The organism is Arthrobacter sp. StoSoilB5 (assembly GCF_019977235.1).
Taxonomy (GTDB): Bacteria; Actinomycetota; Actinomycetes; order Actinomycetales; family Micrococcaceae; genus Arthrobacter.
The window spans coordinates 1218634-1244247 of the sequence record NZ_AP024646.1 but is presented as its reverse complement, the minus strand read 5'-3'; the positions used below and the strand labels follow the sequence as shown (position 1 = coordinate 1244247).

At 59.1% G+C, this 25614-nt stretch carries 16 protein-coding genes; 8 read left to right on the top strand and 8 right to left on the bottom strand.

The window, feature by feature from the left end; all coding sequences use genetic code 11:
- Positions 1 to 262: 262 nt before the first annotated feature.
- Positions 263 to 1861, top strand: a complete 1599-nt coding sequence (locus LDN75_RS05755) for an IS30 family transposase (protein ID WP_223936200.1) — start codon at positions 263 to 265, stop codon at positions 1859 to 1861.
- An 848-nt stretch (positions 1862 to 2709) separates the two neighbouring features.
- On the opposite strand, the gene LDN75_RS05750 is transcribed toward LDN75_RS05755, so the two are convergent.
- The 3 genes from LDN75_RS05750 to LDN75_RS05740 form a co-directional block, all read right to left on the bottom strand.
- The gene (locus LDN75_RS05750; RefSeq protein ID WP_223936199.1) at positions 2710 to 2982 is read right to left on the bottom strand and encodes a hypothetical protein; all 273 of its coding nucleotides are present in this window, start codon (positions 2980 to 2982) and stop codon (positions 2710 to 2712) included.
- 1157 nt (positions 2983 to 4139) lie between these two features.
- A complete protein-coding gene (locus tag LDN75_RS05745; protein WP_223936198.1) occupies positions 4140 to 4463 on the bottom strand; it encodes a hypothetical protein in 324 nt (107 codons plus the stop codon).
- Between the two features lie 90 nt (positions 4464 to 4553).
- On the bottom strand, positions 4554 to 7832 hold the full coding sequence (locus LDN75_RS05740) for an RHS repeat-associated core domain-containing protein (RefSeq protein WP_223936197.1): 3279 nt from the start codon (positions 7830 to 7832) through the stop codon (positions 4554 to 4556).
- 295 nt (positions 7833 to 8127) lie between these two features.
- Here LDN75_RS05740 and LDN75_RS05735 point away from each other — a divergent pair, with 295 nt between their 5' ends.
- The 3 genes from LDN75_RS05735 to LDN75_RS05725 all read left to right on the top strand — a co-directional run bounded on the left by LDN75_RS05735 (position 8128) and on the right by LDN75_RS05725 (position 10393).
- The gene (locus LDN75_RS05735) at positions 8128 to 8490 is read left to right on the top strand and encodes a hypothetical protein (protein WP_223936196.1); all 363 of its coding nucleotides are present in this window, start codon (positions 8128 to 8130) and stop codon (positions 8488 to 8490) included.
- A gap of 239 nt (positions 8491 to 8729) precedes the next feature.
- The gene (locus LDN75_RS05730) at positions 8730 to 9041 is read left to right on the top strand and encodes a hypothetical protein (protein WP_223936195.1); all 312 of its coding nucleotides are present in this window, start codon (positions 8730 to 8732) and stop codon (positions 9039 to 9041) included.
- A gap of 875 nt (positions 9042 to 9916) precedes the next feature.
- Complete coding sequence (locus LDN75_RS05725; RefSeq protein WP_223936194.1) at positions 9917 to 10393, top strand: SRPBCC family protein; 477 nt, start codon at positions 9917 to 9919, stop codon at positions 10391 to 10393.
- A 583-nt stretch (positions 10394 to 10976) separates the two neighbouring features.
- Here the strand turns inward: LDN75_RS05725 and LDN75_RS05715 are convergent.
- From LDN75_RS05715 to LDN75_RS05700, 4 genes are all read right to left on the bottom strand, one after another.
- Positions 10977 to 11342, bottom strand: coding sequence for a hypothetical protein (locus LDN75_RS05715; RefSeq protein WP_223936193.1), 366 nt, complete (start codon positions 11340 to 11342; stop codon positions 10977 to 10979).
- Between the two features lie 64 nt (positions 11343 to 11406).
- Entirely contained in the window at positions 11407 to 12819 is a 1413-nt protein-coding gene (locus tag LDN75_RS05710; RefSeq protein ID WP_223936192.1) for an MFS transporter, read from the bottom strand.
- Positions 12820 to 13338: 519 nt separating this feature from the next.
- A complete protein-coding gene (locus tag LDN75_RS05705; protein ID WP_223936191.1) occupies positions 13339 to 13947 on the bottom strand; it encodes a dihydrofolate reductase family protein in 609 nt (202 codons plus the stop codon).
- A 158-nt stretch (positions 13948 to 14105) separates the two neighbouring features.
- Entirely contained in the window at positions 14106 to 15488 is a 1383-nt protein-coding gene (locus tag LDN75_RS05700; RefSeq protein ID WP_223936190.1) for an APC family permease, read from the bottom strand.
- 743 nt (positions 15489 to 16231) lie between these two features.
- On the opposite strand from LDN75_RS05700, the gene LDN75_RS05695 reads away from it, so the two are divergent.
- On the top strand, positions 16232 to 17281 hold the full coding sequence (locus LDN75_RS05695; protein WP_223936189.1) for a YDG/SRA domain-containing protein: 1050 nt from the start codon (positions 16232 to 16234) through the stop codon (positions 17279 to 17281).
- Positions 17282 to 17602: 321 nt separating this feature from the next.
- On the opposite strand, the gene LDN75_RS05690 is transcribed toward LDN75_RS05695, so the two are convergent.
- The gene (locus LDN75_RS05690) at positions 17603 to 19393 is read right to left on the bottom strand and encodes a DUF262 domain-containing protein (protein ID WP_223936188.1); all 1791 of its coding nucleotides are present in this window, start codon (positions 19391 to 19393) and stop codon (positions 17603 to 17605) included.
- A 413-nt stretch (positions 19394 to 19806) separates the two neighbouring features.
- Between LDN75_RS05690 and LDN75_RS05685 the strand changes: the two genes are divergently transcribed.
- Genes LDN75_RS05685 through LDN75_RS05675 form a run of 3 tightly spaced genes read left to right on the top strand, consistent with a single transcriptional unit; the run spans position 19807 to position 25611 of the window.
- A complete protein-coding gene (locus LDN75_RS05685) occupies positions 19807 to 23082 on the top strand; it encodes a helicase-related protein (RefSeq protein ID WP_223936187.1) in 3276 nt (1091 codons plus the stop codon).
- Positions 23075 to 23740: a DUF4391 domain-containing protein gene (locus tag LDN75_RS05680; protein ID WP_223936186.1), complete on the top strand. Its 666-nt coding sequence runs from the start codon at positions 23075 to 23077 to the stop codon at positions 23738 to 23740. The genes LDN75_RS05685 and LDN75_RS05680 overlap by 8 nt, the downstream gene beginning before the upstream one ends.
- A gap of 20 nt (positions 23741 to 23760) precedes the next feature.
- Positions 23761 to 25611, top strand: coding sequence for a site-specific DNA-methyltransferase (locus LDN75_RS05675; protein ID WP_223936185.1), 1851 nt, complete (start codon positions 23761 to 23763; stop codon positions 25609 to 25611).
- Positions 25612 to 25614: the final 3 nt, after the last annotated feature.

Genomic DNA, 25614 nt, shown 5'->3' with positions numbered 1-25614 from the left:
TTTAGGGCACCCCGGATTCTGTCGGTCGAAGCAACGCCTGTATTAGGGACTTGCGGCTATGTATCGACGTTTGGATTCGCCTGAGGGCGCGCGGTTTCTTGCTCTGATTCGTGAAGGAAAGGGTCTCAAACCGTCATCCCGCGCAGCGGGTGTCGGAAAGGAAACAGGATACCGATGGCTGTGCGAAGCGTTCCTGGAATTGCGTGGCTCGGGTCTTGGCGCCGAAGCCGCGGAGACGAGGCTTGGATTCTCCTCTTCTCGAGTGAACGAGTGGGAGCGCAAATTCCAGCAGGACGACGGACGCCATCATTTCCAGGTCGACCCGGACGTGGAAGTCACGTTCTGGGCCTCATACCAGGAAGGCGCCAGCCTCGCGAAAGCAACGCAGGATGCGGGAGTCAGCAGGGCCAGCGGATACCGCTGGCTCTACAATCGCTTCGCCCTGTTGCGGGCATCGAACGGACCGGCGAGGGTCCGGAACGAGCTGCGGCTGCTGCCGGGCACGGCCGCAACATGGGACAAGAGATGGAAGACGGAACTTGCCGCTGCAAAGGAGCGCCTCGACCGGGCTCATCAGGCCGGAATCCGGGACGCCCGGCTGTTCGCCGGACGGGCGGCCCAGAAGGCCTCCCCGGCGAAGGCTCGACGTGATCTGACACGGACACGCTACTGGGACCTGGTGAGTGCCGGATCCAGCAACGCGGAGGCCTGCAGGATGTTGGGTATGAGCAGACGCGCCGGCACAAAACTTAGGAACCAACGAGCTGAGCAGAGCCATATGCGGGTTCCCGTCCAAGGCTCCGGACGCTACCTGTCCCTACTGGAGCGCATTCAGATCGCTGACCTGCTCCGGCTGGGCTGCTCACTGCGGCGCATCGGGCATGAACTCGGACGCTGCCCCTCAACAATCAAAAGGGAACTGGACCGTCACCGCGACGGCCACGGCCGGTATTCTCCGCACGCTGCCGATCACAAGGCCAGCCAGCAGCGGCGCCGGCCACGGCGTCGGAAGCTTAGACGGAACCGGCGACTTCGCGCGATCGTGCAGCGCAAGCTCAATCGCCACTGGTCCCCCGAGCAGATCTGCGGCTGGCTTGCACTGCAATTCCCCTTCGAACCGCGCCTTCAACTGAGTCCCGAGACCATCTACCGGGCATTGCTCTTCAACGATGACGGCGGTCTGGATAAGAAATACTGCCCCCGACTGCGCACCGGACGGAAAATCCGCAAACACCGCTGGCGGACCGGTTCGGGTCACGGCGCCGTGGTCCGGAACATGACCATGATCAGCCAGCGACCGCCCGTCGTTGAGACCAGGACCGAAGCTGGCCATTGGGAAGGCGACCTCATCGTCGGGCCCGGCTCGACCTCAGCCATGGTGACGCTGCGGGAACGCAAGACCCAATACGGCATCATCATCAACCTGCCAATCGACCACACCGCGGCCCGGACCAACGCTGCCATCACCGCCGCGTTCGCTTCACTCCCACCGCACCTGAAGCAGACTCTCACCTGGGACCAGGGCGTAGAGATGGCCCGCCACCAAGAGCTCGCCGCAGCGACAGGCATCCAAATCTACTTCGCAGAACGCTCCAGCCCCTGGCAACGGGGAGCCAATGAGAACTTCAACGGGCTGGCACGCCAGTATTTCCGCAAGGGCACCGACCTCTCCAAGCACACCCATGAATACGTCAAGAGCGTCTGCAACGAGCTGAACACCAGGCCCCGTACGACCCTCGGTTACCTCACGCCCAAGGCACTGTTCCAAACCGAAAAACGCACCCCGCCTGCCACCTCCGGATACACTCGAAAGCAGCCGGCTGAACTGCCGGACTCACTCGAACGTTGCGTCGATCACTAGAATCCGCCGCACCTTCACCGGGCATTTTTGCGGGCGGGTCTTACGGGAATCTACTAGCCCTAACGGCACGGACGCCGATGCGCGGTAGATCCGACCGCGAAGGGACCGGCTTACGGGCCACTGGTGCGTTGTCTTTCCGGGGCATCGTTGGTCATGCTCCACGGCGATGTGGCTAAGGGATGAGGTGATTGCCCGAGCGCCCGGAACAGGCTGAGGCTTGGAGCCATAAAGTCGGCTTCCGGCCAGCTCACCTCAGACGTGCCCTCCCTAACGGGGTCTTTCGTTTTCGGCGTCGTTGCGTTCGCTTACACGGTTCGAGCGAAGGAAGTACACCCCCAAGGCTGCAGCAAAGATCGCAAACGCGATCTTTAAACCGCCCAGGACGAAATTGGATTGTGAGATGTCAAAAATTCCATATATGAGACTTGCCAAGGCCATGATTAGACTTGCGACTGCAAAAAACCTGTTCGTGGGTAGCATCTAAGACTCCTTGCAGCCGCGCAGCCGATCGCTATTTGAACTTAACCGCTGCTTCCTATTGAAAGCACCAGTCGTCGTTGGCCCGAGCATACGTTGGAGAGGGCCCAACCGTCGACGGTCAAATAGGGACGAATGTAATCGAGCAGGCGCGCCCATTAAATAGTGGCGCACCCGTCCTTCACGGCGTCGGGACTGCCCCCCGGTTTTGTTGACTCCATCACCTAACGCGCTGGGTGACCGCAGCGTCCGTTGAGGGATCCTTCACCGGACGCTTCAGACTGGACTTAGACGTGCGGCGGGGCGCCGCCGGTCCCCTCGGGCTGGAGCAACCATCAACGCTGGAAAAGCCGCGAGAATCCTGCGCGTCGTCATCCCGGAGACGCTGGCGGCCAGATTCGGGTGTCAAAGCGGGCCGGGTAGCCGAGCTCTTTCGCGGCTCCAAGGACGCCCTCAGGCCATTCGGCCAGGAACATCCACGGCATGTTGTCGTCAGCGAGGAAGTTGATCCGGGTCCAGGAATATAAGACGTGAGGTCGGCCTGGATAAATGTCGCGGACGGCGGAACGCTGTAGCCGCCAGGGGCCGAAGTAGCGTGCGAGCCACCGGGACCTCAACCGGAACTCAAGCTGCGAGGGGCTCATGCTGAGTATGACCCAGGGTCCGATGATCCTGAATCTTCCGGGGATTGCGAGCCCGCCTCTAAAAACATATTCCATCGGTGCCTCTTCGGATTGCGGTCGGTATGTCCCAGAGGTAGCAGAGACCGCCAGTTGGAAACCAGATCGAGGTCGGACCATCAATTGGCTGATGTAGTCGCAGACGGGCACGGCTTCACGATGTGCGCGCTAATTCAAGGAGCACGGAAACGGCGACAAAAACAATTCCGCCTATCACAGAGACCACGCCGTACACCCGAATATAAGCACGCAGCCAACGTCTGGCCTCATCTACCGACCATAGCTCCGCATATGCAGCAGCGTAACCACGATAGTTTGTCGCCAGGACCATGCCCCCAACGAGCCCATCAAGCCCAAGTATTCCTATTGAAAATGCGACGACAGGCCTTTGGCCGTGGGATGTGGCCAGGGTTGCGAATGCGATCAGGAACACTGCAAGGGATGCCAGCGCTCCTACGCGGAGCGGCATCGGAAGCTTCCGGAGACGCTCGATGTATCTTGTCACCGCTCGTTCCTCCAAGAGATGGACCCGCGCACCGAGACCGGCGAGCCAGCCTGCTCCGCTACCTCGGGCGTTTCACGCCCACTTTGATCCATGAAACAAATCTCCCACATCGTTGTCTGGAATTTGAAGGGAGCGGAACAAGAGACCAGGGAGATTTCTGTTTGTAGATTCTGTCGCTTAGCGGATGTCCTTTCGGGGATCCTCAAACGGTCGTACTCGCTCGGGCGACAAACAGGCCAAGCTTGCGGGTGACTCTGGGTGGAGTTTCGTGCACTCTTGCTAGCCTGACCCCAGCGGGAAGAACAGCCGCACCAACAGGGGAGTCCATCGATGGCGGTTAGACCAGTACGAATTCGGGGCCTCCGAGCAGCAGCAATACGTGCTTCAGTGCTACTCCCCTCAGGCTGCAGTCAGCGGCCTGAAGTGGGCCGGGAGGAATTGATCGGGACTTTTCTTCTTCTTCACAAAGGTTCGGGACAATCGTGATGATTATCGTGGTGCTGCGGCAAGCACCTCCGGCACCACCCTGTTTCAAAAGGCGTAGGTGTCGGGGTGAAGGTTCACTGGTCTTCGGTGTTCAGGATCAGGTCGGGGAGGTGAAAGCGCCCGGAACTCGTCAAGTTCTTCGTAACTTTCGCTTCAAGGACCTCAGGATCGGAGCCATCGCCCAACCCACCTGAAGCGCGATGCGGAGAATCGTCCAGACGAAGACAAAACACCACAGGGCATTAAGAATGAGGAATATTGCAGCTGAGACGGGGTTCCCGACCGGATCTTCCACGTTGATGCGTCCGACGGTGGCGAAAACATAGCCAAGTAGGGGTACAGCAGTCAATGCGGCAAAGAGGCTGAATGATTCGTCGCGGACCAGCGGCGTCATGAGCAGGATCAAGGCTGAGATGCCTGCATAATTCCAAGCAACCCAGCGGATTCGTCTCATTGCCCGCGCCTTAGTGGAATTGTTGTCGTTTGCTTTTTCCTGCACGGCAGTGTCGCCTCTCAATCCGTCGCGTCAACCGTACTGGCGAGTCTATCGGCCAACATAGCGTGGGTAGTCTTCCGGGACGATGTCTCTTGTTATGTTCAACGGATACGTTCCCCAATAGAACTGACTCACGAAGTCATAGGATTGTATGTCCCCGGTGGGAACCGGAGCCGATGAGGAGCCCATAACGGTCAGTCTCTTTATCTTGTCCACTTCGTCGAATTCAAAACTAACGGATCCGGGGTAGGCGGGATGCCCATCTAGGGGTTCGAGGGTGTAACCGGTGGAGTGAATTTCTTTGACCACAACGTCACCTCCGAGATCGCCGAGTAGGGGAATGCCGTCCATGCCCCACCATCGAGTGGTCAAGCGCTGGCCCGCGCGCTCCAGCTTCGCGGATCCCTGTTCGCCGAACGGAGTCCAGATGGGTGGGAAGATATCGCCAAAATGATTTCGGACCTGTGAAAAAAATTCTTCGTTCGTGAGGTTAGAGGATCCGATCAGGTAGGAGTGTTTGTAAGACCACTGAGCCGATGGCGCCTTGCTGACGCCCGGCGAAGCTGCGGGCTTAGCCCCCACGACGCCCGACGAGGGCGGTGTAGCCAAACGCACGGTTTCTTCAGGTCCGTAGAACTTTGGTCCCGATGCGTACTCAGCTGTGGAGTATGTCCCCTTACGGTCGTCTTCGCAGTCGCAGGTTGGTTTGAGCCCTGTGGAGTCTGAGGCGTTTATGACGTTGCCGAAGGCGTAGGTGTAGGGGGTGAACCCTCGTTGGTCTTCGGTGTTAAGGATCGGGTCGGGGGCGGTGAAAACACCGAGGACTGGGTCCATGTCGCGGGCTCCGAGGTGGGTGAGGGAGCTTATGGTGTCGTCGAGTCCGGCGATGTATCCGTTGGCTGCGCTGAACCCTGACGCGCTGGCTGCGTTGGTACCTGTGCCGGAGGTGGCGGCCGCGGCGTTGGTGAACGCGGCGGTGCCGGTTCCGGTGCTGTTGGCTCCGCGGGCGAGGCCGAGGGGGTCGGTACGCCGGACGAGGGTGACCGCCCCGGTGCCGACGGTGGTGTTGGGCAGTGCCATGGTTTGGGCGGTGTTGATGTTGTCGCCGATGATGAACGCGACCTTCGTGCCCGCACTGGTTGCGGTGCGTTGGGCCACGACTTTACCAGCAAAGGTGTAGGTCTTGGTCGCCGTTTTCACGCCGGCGGGGGTGGAGTGGGCCGTGATGCTGCCCAGGGTGATGGTGGTTCCGGTTCCGTCGGTGATGCCGACCAGGTTCCCGGCGGCGTCGTAGTACCGGGCACCGGTGCTCCCGGCACCCGTGGTGGGTGCTGGTGGTGTTCCGGCTGTCGCGTTGGGGTTCGGGTTGGCCGGGACGGTGCTGGTACCGGTAGTGGTATCTACCTTCCCGTCAAGGGTATAGGTGATGGTTTGTCCTGCACGGCCCGTCATCCGCCCTGCCGTGTCCCAGGTGAAGGGCTGTGGCGTGGTGGTGGACCCGGCGACGGAGGTGACGGACTGGACCCGGTGGGGTCCTACGGTCCCGGGTGTGGGGTAGGCGTAGGTTTCGGTGACGGCGAGGGCGCCGTTGGATCCGAAGCGTTTGACCTGGGACCGGTCACCGGCACCGGTGTAGGTGTAGGTCTGGGCGTAGGGTGCGGGCCCGCCGAGACCAGCAACGCTCGTGGCACTGGTGGACGGTGCTGTACCGCAGGCGGTGGTGGCGGGTGTCCAGACGGCTTTGATCCGGTCGGCGTGGTCGTAGGCGTAGCACTGGTTGTCGGTCGGTGATGATGGGCGTGCGGTGTAGGCCTGCTGGCGTGAGGTGATCCGCCCTGCCGGGTCGTAGGCGTAGCTGGTGGTTCCCAGGTCCTGGGGGGTGATGCCGAGGTAGTTGGTTGCCTGGGAATTGTCCAAACGCCCGGTCGTTGCATCCCAGGTGAAGGTCACATCGATGCTGCCGGCAGTGTTGGCGCCGGAGGAGAAGTTGTTGTCCTTTTGGGTGTATTTGGTCAGCTGGTTCAGGTGGTTGTACATGCCGCTGCCGGCGTACATATTCCCGGACCCGATGACTTCTCCGGGGTTGTCGAACTCGTCCCAGCCGTAACCGACAGTTTCGGCCGGCAGGCCGGCGATGGCAGGGGTTCCTGCGACGTCGGTTTTGCCGGTGTACGTGGTGGTGTTCGTGAACGTGTAGGTGCCGTTGAAGTTGGTCAGCCCGGCCGGGAGCGTGGTGGTGGTGGTTCCCGGGGTGTAGGCCAGGTCGAACCCGGTGAACGTGGTCGTGACGGGCTGGTCGAAGGCGGCGCCGTTGTTCCTGGTGGAACTGGAGAGCACACCCAAGGTGCCGGACCCGTCGTAAGTGTTGGTGATCAGGGTCTTCTCGGTGCCGCCAGCGGCGGTGACAGTCTGCTTGGTGACACGGTCAAGGACGTCGTAGGTGTACTTCGTGACCGTGTTCAACTCATCGGTCCGGGACGCGACCCGGCCCGCAGCATCGTAGACGATGGTGCCTGTACCGGTGTCGGGGTCTTCGCTGCCGATCTGCCGCCCTGCGGGGTCGTAAGCCCAGGTCCACAGGTTGTAGCCGTCGCCCATGCGGGTGAGCTGCCCGAGGGCGTCGTAGATGTAGGAGCTGACATCGGCTGAACCGGTCGCGGTGGTGCCGTAATACAACTTCCGGCTTTGGATTTTGCCGTCGGTGTTCACGAGCGTGGTGACCGGGGACTTGGTGAAGCCCGTGTCGTCGGTGACGGTCACGGTGGTGGTGTCCACCCCGGTGTAGGCGTAGGTGGTTTTGGAGATTTCGTCGTTGTCCCAGGCCATGGCCCGGACAGCCGAGACCCGGCCTCCGGCCTCGTATTCATACAGGGTCGATGAGGGCACCGCGATAGTCGGCGTGACCAGAACACCGTCCGGGTCGGAGAAGACGTAGTAGGCGTTGCGTTCGAGGTCTTTTTGCCCGGCGGAGTTGTAGGTTGTGTCGGTGACGATCGTCCCGCCGCCAGGTGACTGCGCCTGGGTTTGCCGGACACGGCCCATGCCGTCATAGATGGTGTAGCTGGTGGTCTGGTCCTGGTGGCCGCTCAGGACCGTTTTCTTCACCCAGGACGGGCTCGTCGCTGAGACGTTGTAGCTCGTGGCCACCGTCGGGATCGGATAGCTCGCCTGTGGGCGGCGGATATCCCAGGACCCGGTTTCGCGTCCGGACGGGTCGTATTTGGCGCTGGTTTCGTGACCGTTCTGGTCCACGGTTTTCAGGGTGTTCCCGCGGATCGAATCCAGGGTCGTGACTGTGGTCCACAGCGCAGCGTTCTTGCTCGTCACCGTCGTAACTGCGCCGGTGGCCGGGGCATAGGTGGTGGTGGTGACCCGGGCGGTGCCGGTGCTGTTATCCGTGGACTGCGTTGCGGGATCCCTTAACGGGCAGTCGTGCGGGAGCTCCTGCTACCGCAGGTAGTCCGATAGCATTGCTCCCAATTAGCCGGCGATGGCGTTGGACTGATTATCAAGAATCTCCGGAAGGCAGCGCTCGACGATGGTTGGAAAACCTGCACGCCCTGGGTGGTGGCGCCGCGGTGAGTTGAAACCCCGTTTGCTTTTGCTAGGCGTCATCCTGGGGGTGGCTGGATCGGCCGTCTATTTCTTCAGTTTGGGGTGGGGTAGGCCAATAAAGCTTGGGGAGCTCCTATGGGCTCTGTTCGCCTTGTTCTTCATCACGCTAGCCACAGCAGCTCTCGGACTTCTCGTTGCCGGAATCGTCGATGTCTTTGAGCGCGTAGTGCCAGAATCGTCATCCCGATCGAGGCGTGCGATGTTCACAGGTGGTGTAGCACTGGTATCTACATCCGTCGCGACCTTTGCCTTCTTCAGTGTTCTTCCCTTGGTACTGCATGCGGATCGCTGGGTGACGGCTGCTGCCACCGGAATTCTCGGAGGCGCCGCATTTGCCGCGCTTTCCTACTGGCACTCCGAAGAGGTATGACCGCTGAAACAGCGCCCGGTGAAGGATCCTTCACCGTGCGTCTCCTTGGCGATTGACGGTTCTGACCCCGCCTGACACCTCAGTAGCCTCTGCGCAACGCCATATCTTGCACCTCATCACGGAAAATGGGAAAAAGCTCGTCGAGCTGTGTTGGGGACTTGAAGAGTCCTTGTTTCAATGGCTTCCACTCGGAGCCTTGCTCTGAGTATTTTTGCAGCATTTCATCTTGGTAGGAAGTTATGAATTACATCCTCGTTTTGCAATGGCCAGGTCGCTCTGAGGTTGACTACGACGAACTTATCGCGATGGAAGACCTGCTTCTGGAGGAACTCCCGGAATCGCACGGAGTGGTGGACGGGCACGATTTTGGATCAGGCGAGATGAACATCTTCGTTCACACAGAACGGCCGGTGGAGGCGTTTGCGGATGTGATGACGGCGTTGAGTTCTCAGCCACGGTGGACAGATGCCCGGGCAGCGTACAGGCCCATCGAGGCCGACGAATTTGTAATTTTGTGGCCAAAGACCCTCAAGCACTTTTCGGTGTCGTGACGATGCAATTGACCGCTCTTGGTTGCGACGTAATGGCTGACTCTTGAGGAGAGCCGGCGCAAAACTGCACCCCAGACGGCGACAGTTTATGCCGCTACATGCGTCTTCCCGGGGGGGGAGAAGCGAGGTGCAACCTGGGTGCCGGCAACGGCTGACGATATGCTATGCATCCACCTTGAGGAAGTCGAGGTCGCTGGTGCGTCAAATGAGCGCCTTTACAAAGTCGGGTTCCTCGTCCCGGACCTCGCAAGGCCCTTCGCGCGCCCCGGTGCACAGCTCGTCATTCTGGAGGGCCCGAAAATTGTAGCTAAGGACAGCTCAAGACGTCTTCGATGCTTGGTAGCTGTGGACGGCCTCGTCCAAGGGTCAAGCGTCGCAGAATCCGGATCGCATCCGACCCGTCTCAACCGCGTCGCTCGAATTGGCGAAGCCGAGACTCGGCTTACAGGGGATGCTTGGTCGTACGCGACATTTCCCCGCAGAGCTTCAAAGTGTTTCACCATGAGCGAGTACCTGGACGGGGATGAGCGGCGCACCTAGCAGTGAGCCTTGGGCTGGCTTATTCCGTCGCGGCAACTAAGGGAAGCCTTGATGACCGGGCCGGTCGCTGCGTCACGGAACGTACCACATACGTTACATTTCGCACGCCCCTGCGAAACGCTCGCCAAAGATGACACCAAAGGGACGACGCGCCCGCAGTTCTGGTTATGCCAACGCGTCCCACTTCCTTAGAAGTGGAACACCCAAAAAGACGTAGTCCGGGAGGGACCACTGCGGAACTGCGGCTTGCCGGTCAGCACCGGCGATGAAACACTCTGGCCATGAGTCCTTGGTTCGAACGCCAGAAGGTCACGCCGCCAGCGGCTGAAGCTACCGTGCACTATGTATCTGCTTCTGCCATTATCAATGCGTCAAGACAGCGGGTCTGGGACTTCATCAAGCCAGCGGAGAACAGCGTCCTGGTTTCCCCGGATGTTGTGCGAGGCTTCCGAGCTCCTGGCGAGGAGGGAGCCGGTGAGATCCAGGTGTTCATCTCGATGCGCGATGGACTAGAGCATGTTTCGGCCATAGAAGTCGTGGAAGAGATTCCGCTGGAACTGGCTATTACCCGGACCCTGGGTGACAAGGATCCACGTGCGCGTGGGCGGACTTTCTTGCGAGGCGAAGCGGACGGGGTAACGGTTCTTGAACACGGGCAGTACTTCAGCCTGCCAACTGAAGCCGCAGGCCACTTCCATCACTATGAAAAGCACTACAGGCTCCACTGCCGACAGTATGTCGAACGGGTGAAAGCATTTGTTGAACAACCTCAAGCGGCTGTCGCAGATGCTCCTCCTAATGCCGAGCAGTGAAATCCATCACCTAAAAGAGGATGCACTCGACATCGCCCACACACCAGGCGTGGGTATTCGTCTTTTGGCCAGATTAAGCGGGGATACCCGCCGGGAAGACATGGAGGGGGACGGCACAATATCTCTCGGAACTACCAGAACGCCTGGGCGTGGAATGCAGACTCCCCCAGCCAATTTGACCATCGGCAGCCAATTGAGCACTGCGAGATCACGACACACGTGGAATTCTGTATGAGATTCTGTTGGCTCGCGCGGGATTTTGGGCCCCTGGCAGCTCGAGCGTTCAGCGATCCGCGATCTCTACCCAGGCCGTCCGAACGCCCTTTCACCTTGGGGGCGGGTGAACTTTCTCAGTAAGGAGAACCTGCCGTGGTCGTTTCTGACCCAGTGGCCACTGGACGTGCTTGAAGCCGCGGAAGAGCCCGGCTACCCGGTTCGATAAGACGTCGGAATCCCATGAGGGTTAAGGGTGGATATGCACCGGCTGGCGTGAGGCTGACTTCGTAGCCGAGGGTCTTGAGCTGGCGGACGGCTCGGTTTCTGGCCTTGTTCAGGATCAGCGCTGTCGTGCCCAGGGCAGCCTTCAGGTAGCTATTGCCCGGTCTGGTTCTGGTGGATTTGATGTCTCCGGCGGACTCATTCGAGCCGGGGCAGACACTGGCCCATGAGGCCAGATGCGCCGAGGTGGGGAAGATGTTGACCGCATGCTTTTCTGCGCGTATTCCGCCAGCACTTCTGGGTCGCGCTCACCGCCAACCAGCGCCTCCAGCATTGCCCGCGAAGAGACGCCGGTGAGGTTGCTGACGCTGTCGCCAATCAATGCCCGGAGCTCGACGACGTCACGATCGACCTCGCCCAGCAAGTCGGCGACACCGTCATGGACGTTGCCGTCAATGAGCTTCTCGGCTCCGGAGTGGAGCACGGACCGGATCGGCTGGCGGGCCTCCAACCACTGACGCCCCTTTTCCGCCCGAGCGCCTTAGCTCTGACTCGAAGTCACCGTAGTCCCGGTGTCAGTGGGAGAAGTCTGCTGAGATCTCGGCGAGGGTGCGCCCCTTCGTCTCAGGCGCGAGCCATTGCGAGAGGACCGCACCGAGTAATGCCACGACGGCGGCCACCACCATGCTTGGGCCCATGCCGATATTGGCGATCGCCCAGGGCAGGGCGAAGGTGCCGAGTGCAGCGCCGATGCGGCTGAAGGCCGCGGCGAAGCCCATACCGATGCCGCGCAGGTGGCCGGGGAAAACCTCGGCCGGATAGACCTGGGTCATCGTTGTGTAGCCGGCATTGAAGAAGGAGAAGGCCAGGAACAGGGCCAGAACCAGGATGGCCGGTGCGTCCGCCCAGACCCCAATGACCAACAGAATTCCGGCGCAAAGCCACTGCCCCGGGACGGTGAGGATCCGCCGGCCGAGCCTGTCAATCAGCAGCACGGTGGTGACAACACCAGCGGCCGCCAGTGCGGACAGGCCGACGCCCCCAGCCCAGCCGCCGCCGAACCCGAATTGGTTGAGCACCTCGTCAGCGAAGGTCGCAATCGCGAAGTACGGGGTGACCGCGCAGAACCAGAAGCCTGCGGTAAAGAGGGTGGTTCGCCAGTATTGCTTCGAGAACAGCATTGAGAAGGAAGCGTTCTTGATGGTGCTTCTGTCCTTTGCGGCTTGCGCCTCCTGTACCATCCTCAGGTTGATCTCTTCGGTGATGCTGTCATGCATTTGCGGTGATTCGACGTACTTGCGTGCGATCGCCAGTGCTTCATCGCGCCGCCCCTTTGTGATGAGCCAGCTCGGCGATTCGGGGAGGCCGATGCGGGCGACGAACAGGACGGCGGCGAGTATAGTGCTCGTGCCGATGACGAGGCGCCATGGAGTGCCGGCGTCGTGCAGTAGCGTGCCAATGATGAATGCCATCATGAAGCCGACGTACCAGGCGAACAGGGTCAGCCCGAGCAATCGCCCGCGGAGCTTTGGAGGGGAGAACTCTGATAGCAATGGCCCACCGATTGAGTATTCGCCGCCGATCGCGACGCCCATGAAGAACCGGATGGTGGCCAGCTGGATCACGGCGCCGTCCCCGGAGGTTACGAAGAACTGGGCCGCTGAGGCGGCCAGGAACAGGCCCATGTCCACGAGGAACATGGGCTTGCGTCCGAACTTGTCAGTGGCCCAGCCGGCCAGTGGGGAGCCGACGAAGATGCCAACCAGCGGGCCTGCCGCGATCATGCCCAGAGATAGTGCGTCGAGCTGGAGATCTGACCGCATGGGTCCGGTGACGGGGCCGATGATTCCGAGGATGTAACCGTCGAGGAACATCCCGCCGATGAAGACTGCGACAAGCCGCACCATGAAGCGGCGTTTGAACTTGGAGCTGGTCTCTTTTGATATGGAGGTGTCGACGGAGGCCGTCGTGCTGGTCGGATGGATCATTGAGATTTGTTCCCTTCTGGCTTCAGCGCAAACCGCTGACGGCACCAGAGCGCCGTTTCCTAGACGCACGGACAGCCGCAGCCCTTAGCGACCGGTGGACGATGCCGACTGGCTCGATGCCAGCCGATATGGCCGCGCAGGACTCGCGAGACGATTTCGGCGTCGTCATGTATCACTGCTGTTCGAGACGGATATGGCAAGGCCTTGCTTTCCGGCTCCCTCGCGCCGACCCATCGAGATCAAAACCTCGAGTCGGGGTCGGCAACATGTGACATATGACTCATATATCAGAACTCTAAGGGTGGGATCCGCCCCGGTCAAGAGCTTGACAAGCTAATTGGTTGTATCCGTCGACTCTCACCACGGTCTGACTGAACCGGCGCAGGGTCCGTGCCGCAGTCATACGAGTTCCGGGGGCGCGTAGTGGACCGCCTCGAATTCGGCCGGCGTCGCCATTTGCGATGGCTGCCGTGGAGCCTGCGGATCAGAGGACAGCAGCGCTACCGGTGAACACGTTCCTTACGCCGACATATCCCCCACCCCGGGCGTCCCGTCAACCAACGCGTAGCGCTGCATCACGGCACCCTTCGGCGAGGCGACCACCGGCTCGATGAGTCGTAGGTTTGTCGGAACCACCCCAGCGGCGAAGACCTTCTTCCCGCCACCGAGGAGGATCGGATACACCCAAAGCGTGAGCCGATCGAAGAGCCGCTCAGCGAACAGCGTCTGCACGAAGTCGAGACTGCCAATGACGTGGATATGTTCGTGCCTGCCACGCAGTTCGTTCAAGGCAGCCACCACATCAGGACCGAGCAGAGACGAGCCATCCCACTCAAGGTTCAGCGTCTGGCGCGAGGCCACGTACTTCGGAATCCGGTTGAACAGCTGCGCTATGCCCCCGTCCTGGTGCGGCCAGTACCCGGCAAAGATGTCGTACGTCCGGCGCCCAAGAAGCAGGGCGTCCATCCCCACCATCCCGGATTCGACCTGCTCGCCGACCACGTCATCGAACAGAGGCGCCTGCCAGCCGCCAAACTTGAAACCACCGGCCGGGTCCTCTTCAGGTCCGCCCGGCGCTTGCGCCACGCCGTCCAGCGTAGTGAACAGGTCGATGTGGATGAGTCCCATGCCGGGCTCCTTCTCGTCCGCCCGCCGTCACCCCGGCGACGGGATCACTCCGAGGCTTCCACAGGATGCTTTACGAAGCAACGGCCAACGGAGAACATCGACGACGGCGAACGCACGTGCCGCTGAGGCCTCACCAAACGTCGGCGCTAGCAGCGGTTCTAAACTTCCTCGAGCTCCAACTGCGGCGCCGGCTTCCGGAACCCGCGGGTCAGGAAGGCCAGGTACACCAAGCCCACGCCGGCCCAAGCGAGCCCAAAGCCGATCGACAATCCACTCAAGCTCGTCCACAACCAAATGGTCAGCACAAAGCCAACACCAGGCAACACCAGGTTGTGAACCACGCCCCGCGCACCACGCGCCTTCTCATCGAAGAAGTAGTGCTTGATGACGGCGAGATTGACCACGGAGAACGCGACCAGCGCGCCGAAGCTGATCAGCGACGAAATGGTGAGCAGGTCCAGCACGAAAGCCAGCAGGGAAACGGCTGTCGTCAAAAGAATCGGAAGCACGGGCGTGCGGAACCGGGCATGCAGTTTGCCCAGCGCAGCGGGGAAAACTCCGCTACGGCCCATCGAGTGAATGATCCGCGAAACAGAAGCCTGGGACGTCAGCGCCGATCCAAGGCTTCCTGCAATGTATGCGGCGGTGAAGAAGGCGACCAGCAGGTTTCCGCCGGCTGCCCCAATGACCTCGATGGCCGCTGCGTCCACGTCATTGAACGTGCTGACCGGGAGTACCAGGTGGCTGATGTACGCGAGCCCAAGGAAGATCACGCCAGCCAGGACAGTGGTGAGCATGATGGCCTTGGGCAGGTTGCGCTTCGGGTCCTTTGTCTCCTCGGCGAAGGTGGAAACCGCGTCGAATCCCAGGTACGAGAGGCACAGAATCGCCGAGCCGGCCAGAATCGGCGAGACGCCTTCGGCCCCATCGACGCCGGTGAACGGGGCCATCAAGTCGAGGTTGCCGGCACCGGTAATGGATGAAAGTCCCAGCGCAACGAACAGGACGATGAAGAGCCCCTGCAGTCCCACAACAACGAAGTTGGCTTTGGCGATCGCGGTAATGCCGAGGATGTTCAGTACCGTCACGGCCAGGATGGAGACGATCATGAACACCCACGCAGGGATCGCGGGGAATGCGGCTTCCATGTAGATGCCGATGAGCAGGTAGTTGATCATCGGCAGAAGCAGATAGTCCAGCAGAAGCGACCATCCAGCCATAAAGCCAAGCCCGGCTCCAAATGACCGTGTCGCATACGTGTAAGCGGATCCGCCAAACGGAAACGCCTGCGACATCCGGCCGTACGAGCGCGCCGTGAACAGCATGACCACAAGCGTCACGGCGTACGCGGCCGAGAGGCGCCCGCCCGTCAGCTCCACCACGATGCCGTAGGTGCTGAAGATCGTCAGCGGCACCATGTAGACCAGGACCAGCGACGGAACACCGAGAACGCGGCGCCAGCCCTGATTTGCGGTCTGCGCGGAAGTTGGCCCCACAGGCTTCTCGCCTGCCGGTGTATCTGTTTCAAACGTGGGGGTCATGGGGATCCTAAGTCGTCATGCTGAGTTACTAACGAAGCTACGGCGAGGCCGAAACTTCGTAGCTGCGACTGGACCTGCGGGGTTCCCGCGATCCTGACGTGCTGGCCTGGCTCGTGAGCACTCGATGGAGGACACTCGCCAACGGAAGATGGAAATGAATAACGTTCATTTATTGTGACGGTGAGGCGGGTCACAGTCAATATGTGACGCGACGAGCGTAAAGAGCGCTGAGACGTGGCCTTGACGCGTGACGCTCTACAGCCGTTCCTGCCAGCGAGCGACAACGTCCACGACGGTCTGGGGTGCCAACCGCCACCAGGAAAATACGACGACGGCGACAGTCGCCTTAGGGGACGTCCTCCCCGACACCTCACACACTCGAGTTCCGCTACAACGGCGACAGCTCAGCCTGTGACCCGGCCAAACTGCATGTGAGACAGAAGTCCCCAATATATGTGTCAACCAGGAACGAGACGTGACGCGCTTCTTCATATATTTTTGACAGCAGATCGTTGGCACCGATGCCATTACTCAGACGATCCGCCGCTTCGTGACCTCGGACCGTAGCCGGCTACAAAAGGGACGAGGACAGTGGGGGTACTTCTGTGGGGGCATTGTCGGAGCTGACGGATCCATCAGCAATTTCAAGGGCCGTCGATGAATTTAGGATTCTTGGACGTGATGCCTTCCTTGCGAAGTACGGGCAACAACCGTCCGCCCGGTACTTTGCTGAAGTCGACGGCATGCTGATCGACTCCAAACCGCTTTTGGCAGTTGCCTACGGAAAACAGCATCCTGCCAAGGGCACGCTGTCCATCCGGCTTTTCTCAGGCGGAGAAGAGGCTGGAAGGGCACTGAAGCGCTTCGGCATAGAGCTAATCCGGCGCAACAGCGTCAAGCCGGGGGTCATATATGGGGAAATCCCGGATTGTCCGCCAGGGACAGTTTTCAAGGATAGGCGGGAGGCCTATGACGCCGGTGTTCACAGGACCACGCAGGCAGGCATCGCTGGTCAGGCAGACGGCACCCAATCCATTTGCCTTTCCGACGGATACTCTGATGACGAGATTCAAGGCGACCTGATCACCTACACCGGCTTTGGCGGCCGCGACGCTAACACAGGCCGGCACATTGCCGATCAAAAGCTGGCAAAGGGCAACCTTGGCCTCGTCGAGAATTACAAACTTGGCCGGCCTGTTCGCGTCCTGGCCAAGGAGTCCGTGCTCACAGCTAGGAAGTCCCACAATGAATACGTCTACCTAGGGCTGTTCACGGTCACGAACTGGGGCTGGGGCATGCGTGACGGCTGGAAAGTCCTGATTTACCAACTCCGAGCAGTTGCCGGCGACAGTCTCATACCCGATGAAGTTGCTACGGCTTTGACCCGCGGGGAGGATGTAACGCCGCTTCGACGCAGCGCACACGTCAATCGGATCATTCGGAACTACGACGTCGCAGCTTCCGTCAAACGCCTCTATGACAACACCTGCCAGATATGCAGAACCAGACTCCTCACGGCCGCCGGGGCATATTCGGAGGGCGCACATATCCGCCCATTGGGCATCCCCCACAACGGCCCGGATAATTTGGAGAACATCCTGTGCCTTTGCCCAAACTGCCACGCCCTTTTTGACGGACACGCCCTAACTGTTCGGCCCGACGGCACGATATTGAATCTAGGGAAGCCAGCAGGAAAGCTCACCGTGGCGAGCGCACACGGCCTGAACTACGAACATCTTGCTTATCAGGAGCAGATCTCCGCGGCTTCCTCTAGACGCGCTAACTCCTCGTAGGGTCCATAACCAGCCTGGGCTGGCAGGTACATGCAAATTCTCGGCCGGCTGAAGTATTCTAAACCAATTTGGGCCACCTTGGAGTCTCTTAACAAAGCTTGATGCCGTCGAAATCAAAGGATTTGGCTCAATGTGGAATGAGGATAGGAGCTTCCACTGGCCTGAGTTGCATATCAGGTACATCGTTACCTTGTGACAGGGAATACCTTCAGCAGAGCAAAGTCGTCTAAGGCAAGCTTGTCCACACACCTAAGAGAACGCAAAGGGTTCCAGTCATTTCGTTTGGAATTCAGGCCTGAAACAGAATTATAAAACTCTTTCCTAGAGCTGATTGAAATAAGAGCGAATAAAAGCTGCAATGAGCTTACGTCGGACTGACAGAAACTCGGGGTATGATCCTGCAGTTACCTCGAAAAGATTTGCTGGTATTGCATTCTCGATGAAATTTCTTTTGAGATCAGAACCCTCTATAATTTCACCTAGAGTAAGTTTTCCGGAAGCAATTTGTGCGGATATTTCTGCCATGTATTCAACCGGTGGTTTGTTACCGATGCTGATGTTAATGGCGGTCTCGGTCAGTGCGAAGTTGGCTACTTGATTATAGTCCCCCCGGTCAGGGAACCCGTTCTTTTGAAGATAATCCTTTGGAACGACATGGTGGATGTCCCCTGATTGCTCGTGCATGGCTGAAACCGTGATGCTCTTCGATAGAAAGCCACGAGCACCGGTCGCGACCTGCGCAGCAAGAAAAGTTTGGAAGAACGGACTGGTCGAGCTAGTGGTCTCTAAGGCGTTGGGTAGGGACACTTCCCAGAAGCCATCCGTCAGCTCTGACTCCTCAATTTGCTTGAGGTACGCCGCAGCGCCAAGGGTGCCGATCCTCCGGATGTCCTGCTCCCATATCGACTCGAAACTCCCTGAGTGTCGGCCCGTCAGCATAGACAGGACGAACCAGCGCCGGACGATGCGCTTGCGCTCACCTTCTGACAGCGTGCCATCGGAGCGCAGACGGAGGTAAAGGGCGTACGCAAAGTTTAGTGCGTTCTTTGAACCAATCATGTTGGAGGCGATGAAGCCCGCAGATTTTATGACCATGACGAAGTTCTCGAAGTGATACTTTTTCACGATCTCCAGTAGCGCCGCTTCCAGCTTGTCATAGGCAACGGGGATGCGGGATTCGTCCACTTTTCGGGTTTCGGGATCGCGTCCAGAAAGCTCACTCACGATGGACGAGGCCTTTCCGCGGCTGAACCCCAGTAGCCCTGCGACGCGGATAATATCGCTGTATTGGGGGTCGTATAGGTCGTCAGCGTCATCCTTTAACCAAGAGATCGACTTAAGGTACGGCGTTGCTGCGAAGTCTGAATCGTTGTCCTGGATGTCGACGTAGGCGTGAGGAGCTATCGCAAGCTGGCAGAAGTAGTCGATCAGCTTGCGGATATTGCGGCCGCGTTCTCCATAAGTGGCGATTTTACTCATGGCGAAGTCCGCGCTACTGAGCGGGACGCCCTTGGAGTTGATTCGGATGAAAATCTCAGCAACTGTTTCAACGTCGAGATCGTCATCAAGGGAGATGATGCCGATCTGTGCGTTCTTGATAGCCTGCAGACGGTCAATGCTTGCTTCGACCGCGGCATGGTCGATTTCTGGGTTGGCGTCGAAGTAGGCTTTCACGAACGTGTACGTGGAAGTCGCATTAAACAACTCGCTGATATCCGGAATCCATTCGGGATTCTTTGCAATGGGAGGTGTTAGGGTTGCGAACTCTTCCCGGACCGGGTTGAAGGCTATAACGATGCGTACCGGTTTGTATCGCTTATTGACAACCTTCAGACCTGCAATGGCAGCACGGAGCGCCGTGACGCGCTGCTGCCCATCGATCAAGATGTGCTGGTGGGCGGCCAATTGACCACCTTTGAGGTAGGCACCCACGGACTGCCAAGTAATCAGGTAGCCGACCGGGTAACCCTTGTAGAGCGAGTCCACAAGATCACGAACTTTTACGCTGTCCCACACGAACGGCCGCTGGAGCTCGGGAATGGCGATCTGCTCTCGCCGGACGTCCTCCAGAAGTTGAGTAACAGCCGACTGAGTGACCTTGTACTTTGCCATTTGACTCCTTGTTCCCCAACTTGGGTGAATGCAACCTTCCGGTGCCCACCCCTCTTCACTCCCTATGACCCAACCTAGAGGCGAACGAGACGTATGGGGGGAGAGACTGATCGTCCTATGACGCCATACTAATCGGACGGACACTGCAGGCCCCACTAAGACGTCGCGTCAGATGTCATATCTGCGGAGCAGGAGACGAGCCGGTTCGCTCGAGCCGTCGTTACCCACACGAGAGTTGCATTGACCCAAATAGTTCCACTGTGCTTCGCCCGATCTGCGAGGCACGACGGCTGTTTCGACTACCCAAGATAGTGTTGCTCTGTTGACACTCATACACTCGACCCCGACCAGCGTTTCGGAGCCAGGCTCAGGCCCCCCGCTTCTCGCCGACGAGGACAGGAAGGACCGCCAGGATGCGCATTATCGACAACATCAATGCGGTGCTCGGCGAGGATCTCAGAGCCGAAATCAAACCGGGCTCGAAGTTGCGCATCGCAGCGTCGACCTTTTCCATCTTCGCGTTTGAGGCGCTCCGCAAGGAGCTGGAGCAAGTTTCCGAGCTCGAATTCATCTTCACTTCACCAACATTTGTAACGTCTCAGGTTACCGATCGATTAGCGAAAGAACGACGGCAGTTCTTCATCCCCCAGGTCGTGAACGGTAAATCGACCCTTTACGGGTCCGAATTCGAGATCCGTTTGCGTAATCAAATGACCCAGCGCGCCATCGCGCGGGAATGTGCGGATTGGGTGCGCCGAAAGGTTCGCTTCCGATCGAATAAGACCGGTGCGCCGATGCAGCAGTTCGCGATCGCGAACGGCAACGCCGTGTACCAGCCGCTTCAGGGTTTTACCTCGACAGACCTCGGCTATGAACGCGGCAACGCGGTTTCGAACTTCGTCACCAAGTTCGACGAAGCGCCGATGACCACGCAGTACGTCGAACTGTTCGATCAGATCTGGCACAACCCAGCGCAGCTGGACGATGTGACGGACGCTGTATTCAAGCACATAGAGAGTGTGTACGTAGAGAACTCTCCGGAGCGGATCTACTTCCTAATGTTGTACAATATTTTCTCGGAATTCCTCGATGAACTGAGTGAAGACGTGCTACCTAACGATCGCACGGGTTACCAGGACACGAGGATCTGGCAGAGTCTTTACAAGTTTCAACAAGATGCTGCGGCGGGGATTATCAACAAGCTGGAGACCTACAACGGCTGCATCCTCGCCGATAGTGTGGGCTTAGGCAAAACGTTCACCGCGCTGGCAGTGATCAAGTACTACGAGCTGCGCAACAAGTCGGTGCTGGTGTTGTGCCCTAAGAAGCTCGCCGAGAACTGGACGAACTACAACGCCAACCTCACAACGAACATCTTCGCTACTGACCGGTTCAACTATGACGTGCTGGCCCACACCGACCTGTCCCGCACACGGGGCGAGTCCCTCGGACTCAGGCTAGATCGGATCAACTGGGGCAACTATGACCTTGTCGTCATAGACGAATCGCACAACTTCCGCAACGCCGACTATGCCGAGGAGAAAGAGTCCCGTTACCAACGGCTCATGCGCCAAGTTATCCGCGAAGGTGTGAAGACCAAAGTGTTGATGCTGTCGGCAACCCCGGTGAACAACCGGTTCAATGACCTGAAGAATCAGCTTCAGCTGGCATACGAGGGCGAGTCGGAGAACCTCGCCCAGCACCTAAACATCTCCACTACGGTCGAGAAGGTCTTCAGCGACGCTCAGCGAGTTTTCAACGCGTGGTCGAAGCTTGACCCGGAGAACCGAACAACCGAACGAATCCTCCAGATGCTCGACTTCGATTTCTTTGAATTGCTCGACTCAGTGACCATCGCTCGGTCCCGTAAGCACATCCAGGCGTTTTACGACACCACCGAGATCGGCGGTTTTCCGGAGCGGTTGGCCCCAAAGTCTATCCGCGAACCGCTCACTGATCTGCCGGAGTTGCCGAGCTTCAACGACATCTTCGAACAGCTCCAGGTGCTCACGCTGGCGGTCTACACGCCGCTGGCGTACGTGTTCCCTAGCCGGATCAGCAAGTACCAGGACCTATACAACGTCACCGCGGGTAACGCCCGTTCCAACCTCGGCCAGCAGGGCCGCGAGCAGGGCCTGAAGAAGCTGATGACCGTCAACCTCCTCAAGCGCCTGGAAAGTTCCGTCGACGCATTCCGCCTGACGCTCAGCAAGATCGAGGACGCCGTTGACAGTGCCCTAGTCCGCACCAGCTCGCGGGGGTCCTTCCCCAGCGACCTGAGCGCCGAACTGATTGACCTCGACTTCGACGTCGAAGATCAGGACGATGCGAACATCGAGGCGCTCTCCTTTGGGGAGAAAATCAAGATCGACCTCGATGATCTCGACATCGAATCCTGGCGCCGAGACTTGTGGAATGACCGCGAGACGCTGCGTGAACTGCTTGATGAAATGCGTAAAGTGACCCCCGACCACGACCTCAAGCTCCAGAGGCTCAAACAGCTGATAGCCTTTAAGGCGGCCAACCAGATCAACCCTGGTAACCGGAAGGTGCTCGTATTCTCCGCTTTCGCCGATACAGCCAACTATCTGTACCGTGAACTCGCACCTGCTCTTGCCGAGGCGGAACTCGAGACGGCTCTCATCACTGGTGGCAACCATACGAAGACGACGCTGGGCACGGGGTTCGATTTCCAGCAGGTGATGTCTATGTTCTCCCCGCGCTCTAAGCAGCGCCACCTCATTATGCCGAAAGAGACCCGTGAGCTGGACGTACTCATTGGCACTGACGTCATCAGCGAGGGCCAGAACCTCCAGGACTGCGACTACCTGATCAACTACGACATCCACTGGAACCCCGTTCGGATCGTCCAGCGCTTTGGCCGCATCGATCGCATCGGCTCCATCAACCAGGTCATCCAGCTGGTTAACTTCTGGCCCGACATCTCGCTCGATGAATACATCAACCTCAAGGAACGCGTTGAGAACCGCATGGTTATAGCCGACGTCGCGGGCACGGCCGACGACAACGTCCTCACCCTGGAAGACTCCGACGCCGCATTCCGCAAGGAGCAGCTCCGCAAGCTTCAGGAGGAGGTCATTGAACTCGAGGATGTACGTACCGGCGTCTCTATCACAGACCTCGGGCTCAACGACTTCCGGATGGACCTCCTTGGCTACATCAAGGAATGCGGCGACCTCGCCGCCGCCCCCAAGGGCCTGCATGCCGTCATCCCTGCAGACCCCGACAAAGGTTTGAAGCCTGGGGTAGTCTTCGCTCTGCGGAACGTGAACGCCGATGAGAACATCAACCGCGGCAACCGGCTTCATCCGCACTACCTCGTCTACCTCGACGACGACGGCAACGTAATCGTCGACCACACCGAGGCAAAGCACTTGCTCGACCTGCTGCGCGCCGGATGCCGCCCCTACGACCAGCCTGTCGCCGACGTTGCTCACGTCTTCAACGCCGCCACAGCCGAGGGCGCTGAGATGAGCAAGTACTCCGAGCTGCTCACCGACGCGATTCATTCGATGATCGAGGTCACCGAGGAGCGCGACATTGACAGCCTTTTCACAGGAGGCCACACAACCGCCCTCACCCAGAACATTGCAGGACTAGACGACTTCGAACTCATCGCCTTCATCGCCGTGGTTGACCGCAACCAAACGGGGTTTTCACGTGACTGATCTGCTATACAGGTGGCCAGCCGCTGCGGCATTGGGCAGCCGGGTGCCCAAAGAGAGGTTTTACGAGCACGGTACCGTCAGTGCAGCTCTTCGTGAGAAGTTCGTTTCCGAGGTCCAGCGCATCACATGGGCGTACAAGCTCGCCGAAGCCACCATTAATCTCCCTGGTAGCGGAGCCGTACCGGAGGTGCAAGTATTCGAGGTCGACGCCAAGGTGGACGATGTCTCCGAGTCGGTCTTAACGGCCATTGACAGAGCCATCCCGTTCCCCATCATCTTCGAGATCACCCGAGGAGATGACGCCGATGCGGACGTGCGTATGGTGGCCGCGCACAAACATCTCGGCACGGGTGCGCCCAAGCTCAGCGCCTACTACTGGACGGACTGGCAGCACGCCGACACCGAACGGCAGCCGCTCCCTACCGCGATCAATCTCCCCGCCCTCTACGCCGGGCTGCTGGCCCCCCTGACCCCGGTAGCGGTGAGGGCAGGGGAAGAAATGACTGAGGTCGCGGCCAGACTAGCGATCATTCAGGCGCTCGAACGCGAGATCGCCGCGTTGGAACGCAAGCTCCGAAACGAACCCCAACTCAACCGCAAGATCGAGATCCATCGCAGCCTCAAAAAGAAGCATGCAGAACTCAAACAACAAAGGTAGACCCCGTGGAGAAACTGCGCATGACGTCGCCCGACCTGACCGACGCCAACATCGACAAGGTGGCCAGGCTATTCCCCAGCGTCGTCACCGAGACCCTTGACGCGGACGGCAACCCCACTAAGGCAATCGATTTTGACCTCCTTCGTCAGGAACTATCCAGCCACGTCATCGAAGGACGACAGGAACGCTACCAACTAGACTGGCCCGGCAAGCGGGCGGCTGCATTCGCAGCCAACGCTCCCATCGCCAAAAGTCTTCGTCCAGTCCGTGAAGAGTCCGTCAACTTCGACACCACCAAGAACCTCTTCATCGAAGGCGACAACCTCGATGCACTGAAGCTTCTTCAGGAGTCATACCTCGGCAAGGTCAAGCTGATCTACATTGATCCCCCGTACAACACCGGGCGTGACTTTATCTACAACGATGACTTTGCGGCGACCTCTCGCGAGTTCCTCGTTAGATCGGGTCAGGCCGACGAAGAAGGCCGTGGGCTGGTTGCACTAACTGAAACCGACGGCAGGTACCACTCTGACTGGCTTAGCATGATGTACCCCCGGTTGAAGCTGGCACGTAACCTGCTTCGCGATGACGGTGTCATCTTCATTTCGATCGACGATCACGAGGTAGACAATCTTCGCAAGCTGTGCGCCGAGGTGTTCGGGGCACAGAACTTCGTCGCCCAGGTTATTTGGCAGAAGGTCTTCTCGCCCAAGAACTCCGCTCAGTGGTTTTCCGAGGACCATGACTACATCCTCGTGTTCGCGCGAGACAAGTCTCAATGGGTGCCCAATGGACTACCGAGGACAGCAGAGATGGATGCGCGCTACAAGAACCCTGATAACGATCCAAGAGGCCCTTGGACATCTTCAGATCTTGCTGCGCGCAATGCCTACGGCGCTGGACTGTATCCAATCACAACCCCGAGCGGGCGCGTGGTAAGTGGACCGCCACGTGGGCGGTACTGGGGTATCTCAGAACAGAAGTTCAAAGAACTCGACACCGACGGTCGCATCTGGTGGGGAGAAAATGGCGACAACATGCCGCGGCTCAAGCGGTTTCTCTCGGAGATGACCGGCGGGCGTACCCCGCAAACTTTCTGGCCTTACTCTGAGGTCGGCCACACCCAGGACGCGAAGAAGACCCTGCTCAAGTATGTACCGTTTGAACACACGGAGAACGTGTTGAATTCGGTGAAGCCCGTCCAACTGATCCAACGTATTCTTCAGCTCGCCACGTCAGTGGACTCCGAAGACATCGTTCTCGACTTCTTCAGCGGAAGTGGTACAACGCCGCATGCTGTCCTGGCCCAAAACGCTGCAGACGGCGGGAACCGGCGATTCATCTGCGCGCAAATCCACGAGCCGCTAACGACGCCTGAACCAACGTTCGACTCGATCCTCGGCATGAGCCTCGAACGCCTGAAAAACGTCGCTACCGAATTTTCTGGGCAAGTTCAGGTCCCAGACGTGGGCTACCGTCTTTTCCGCGTGGACACGACCAACATGGCTGACGTTCTTCGGTCTCCTGATGAGGCCGATCAGCTTACCTTGGACCAGTTGGAGTGCAGCGTGAAGCCCGATCGCAGCGGAGAGGATCTGTTGTTCCAAGTGCTGCTCGACTGGGCGCTCGAACTGACCATGCCCATCACTGTGGAAATAATTCAAGGGCGCGAGGTCTTCTTCGTTGAGGATGGCGCGCTGATCGCGTGCTTCGACTCCGAAGTTAGCTCTGAACTTGTCCGCAACATCGCCGAACGTGAGCCGTTACGCGCTGTGTTCCTGGACTCCGGATTTGCGTCCGACGACGCTCGGATCAACGCTGAGCAACTGTTCCGTGAATTGTCGCCTGCGACTGACGTGAAAGCGATCTGATTG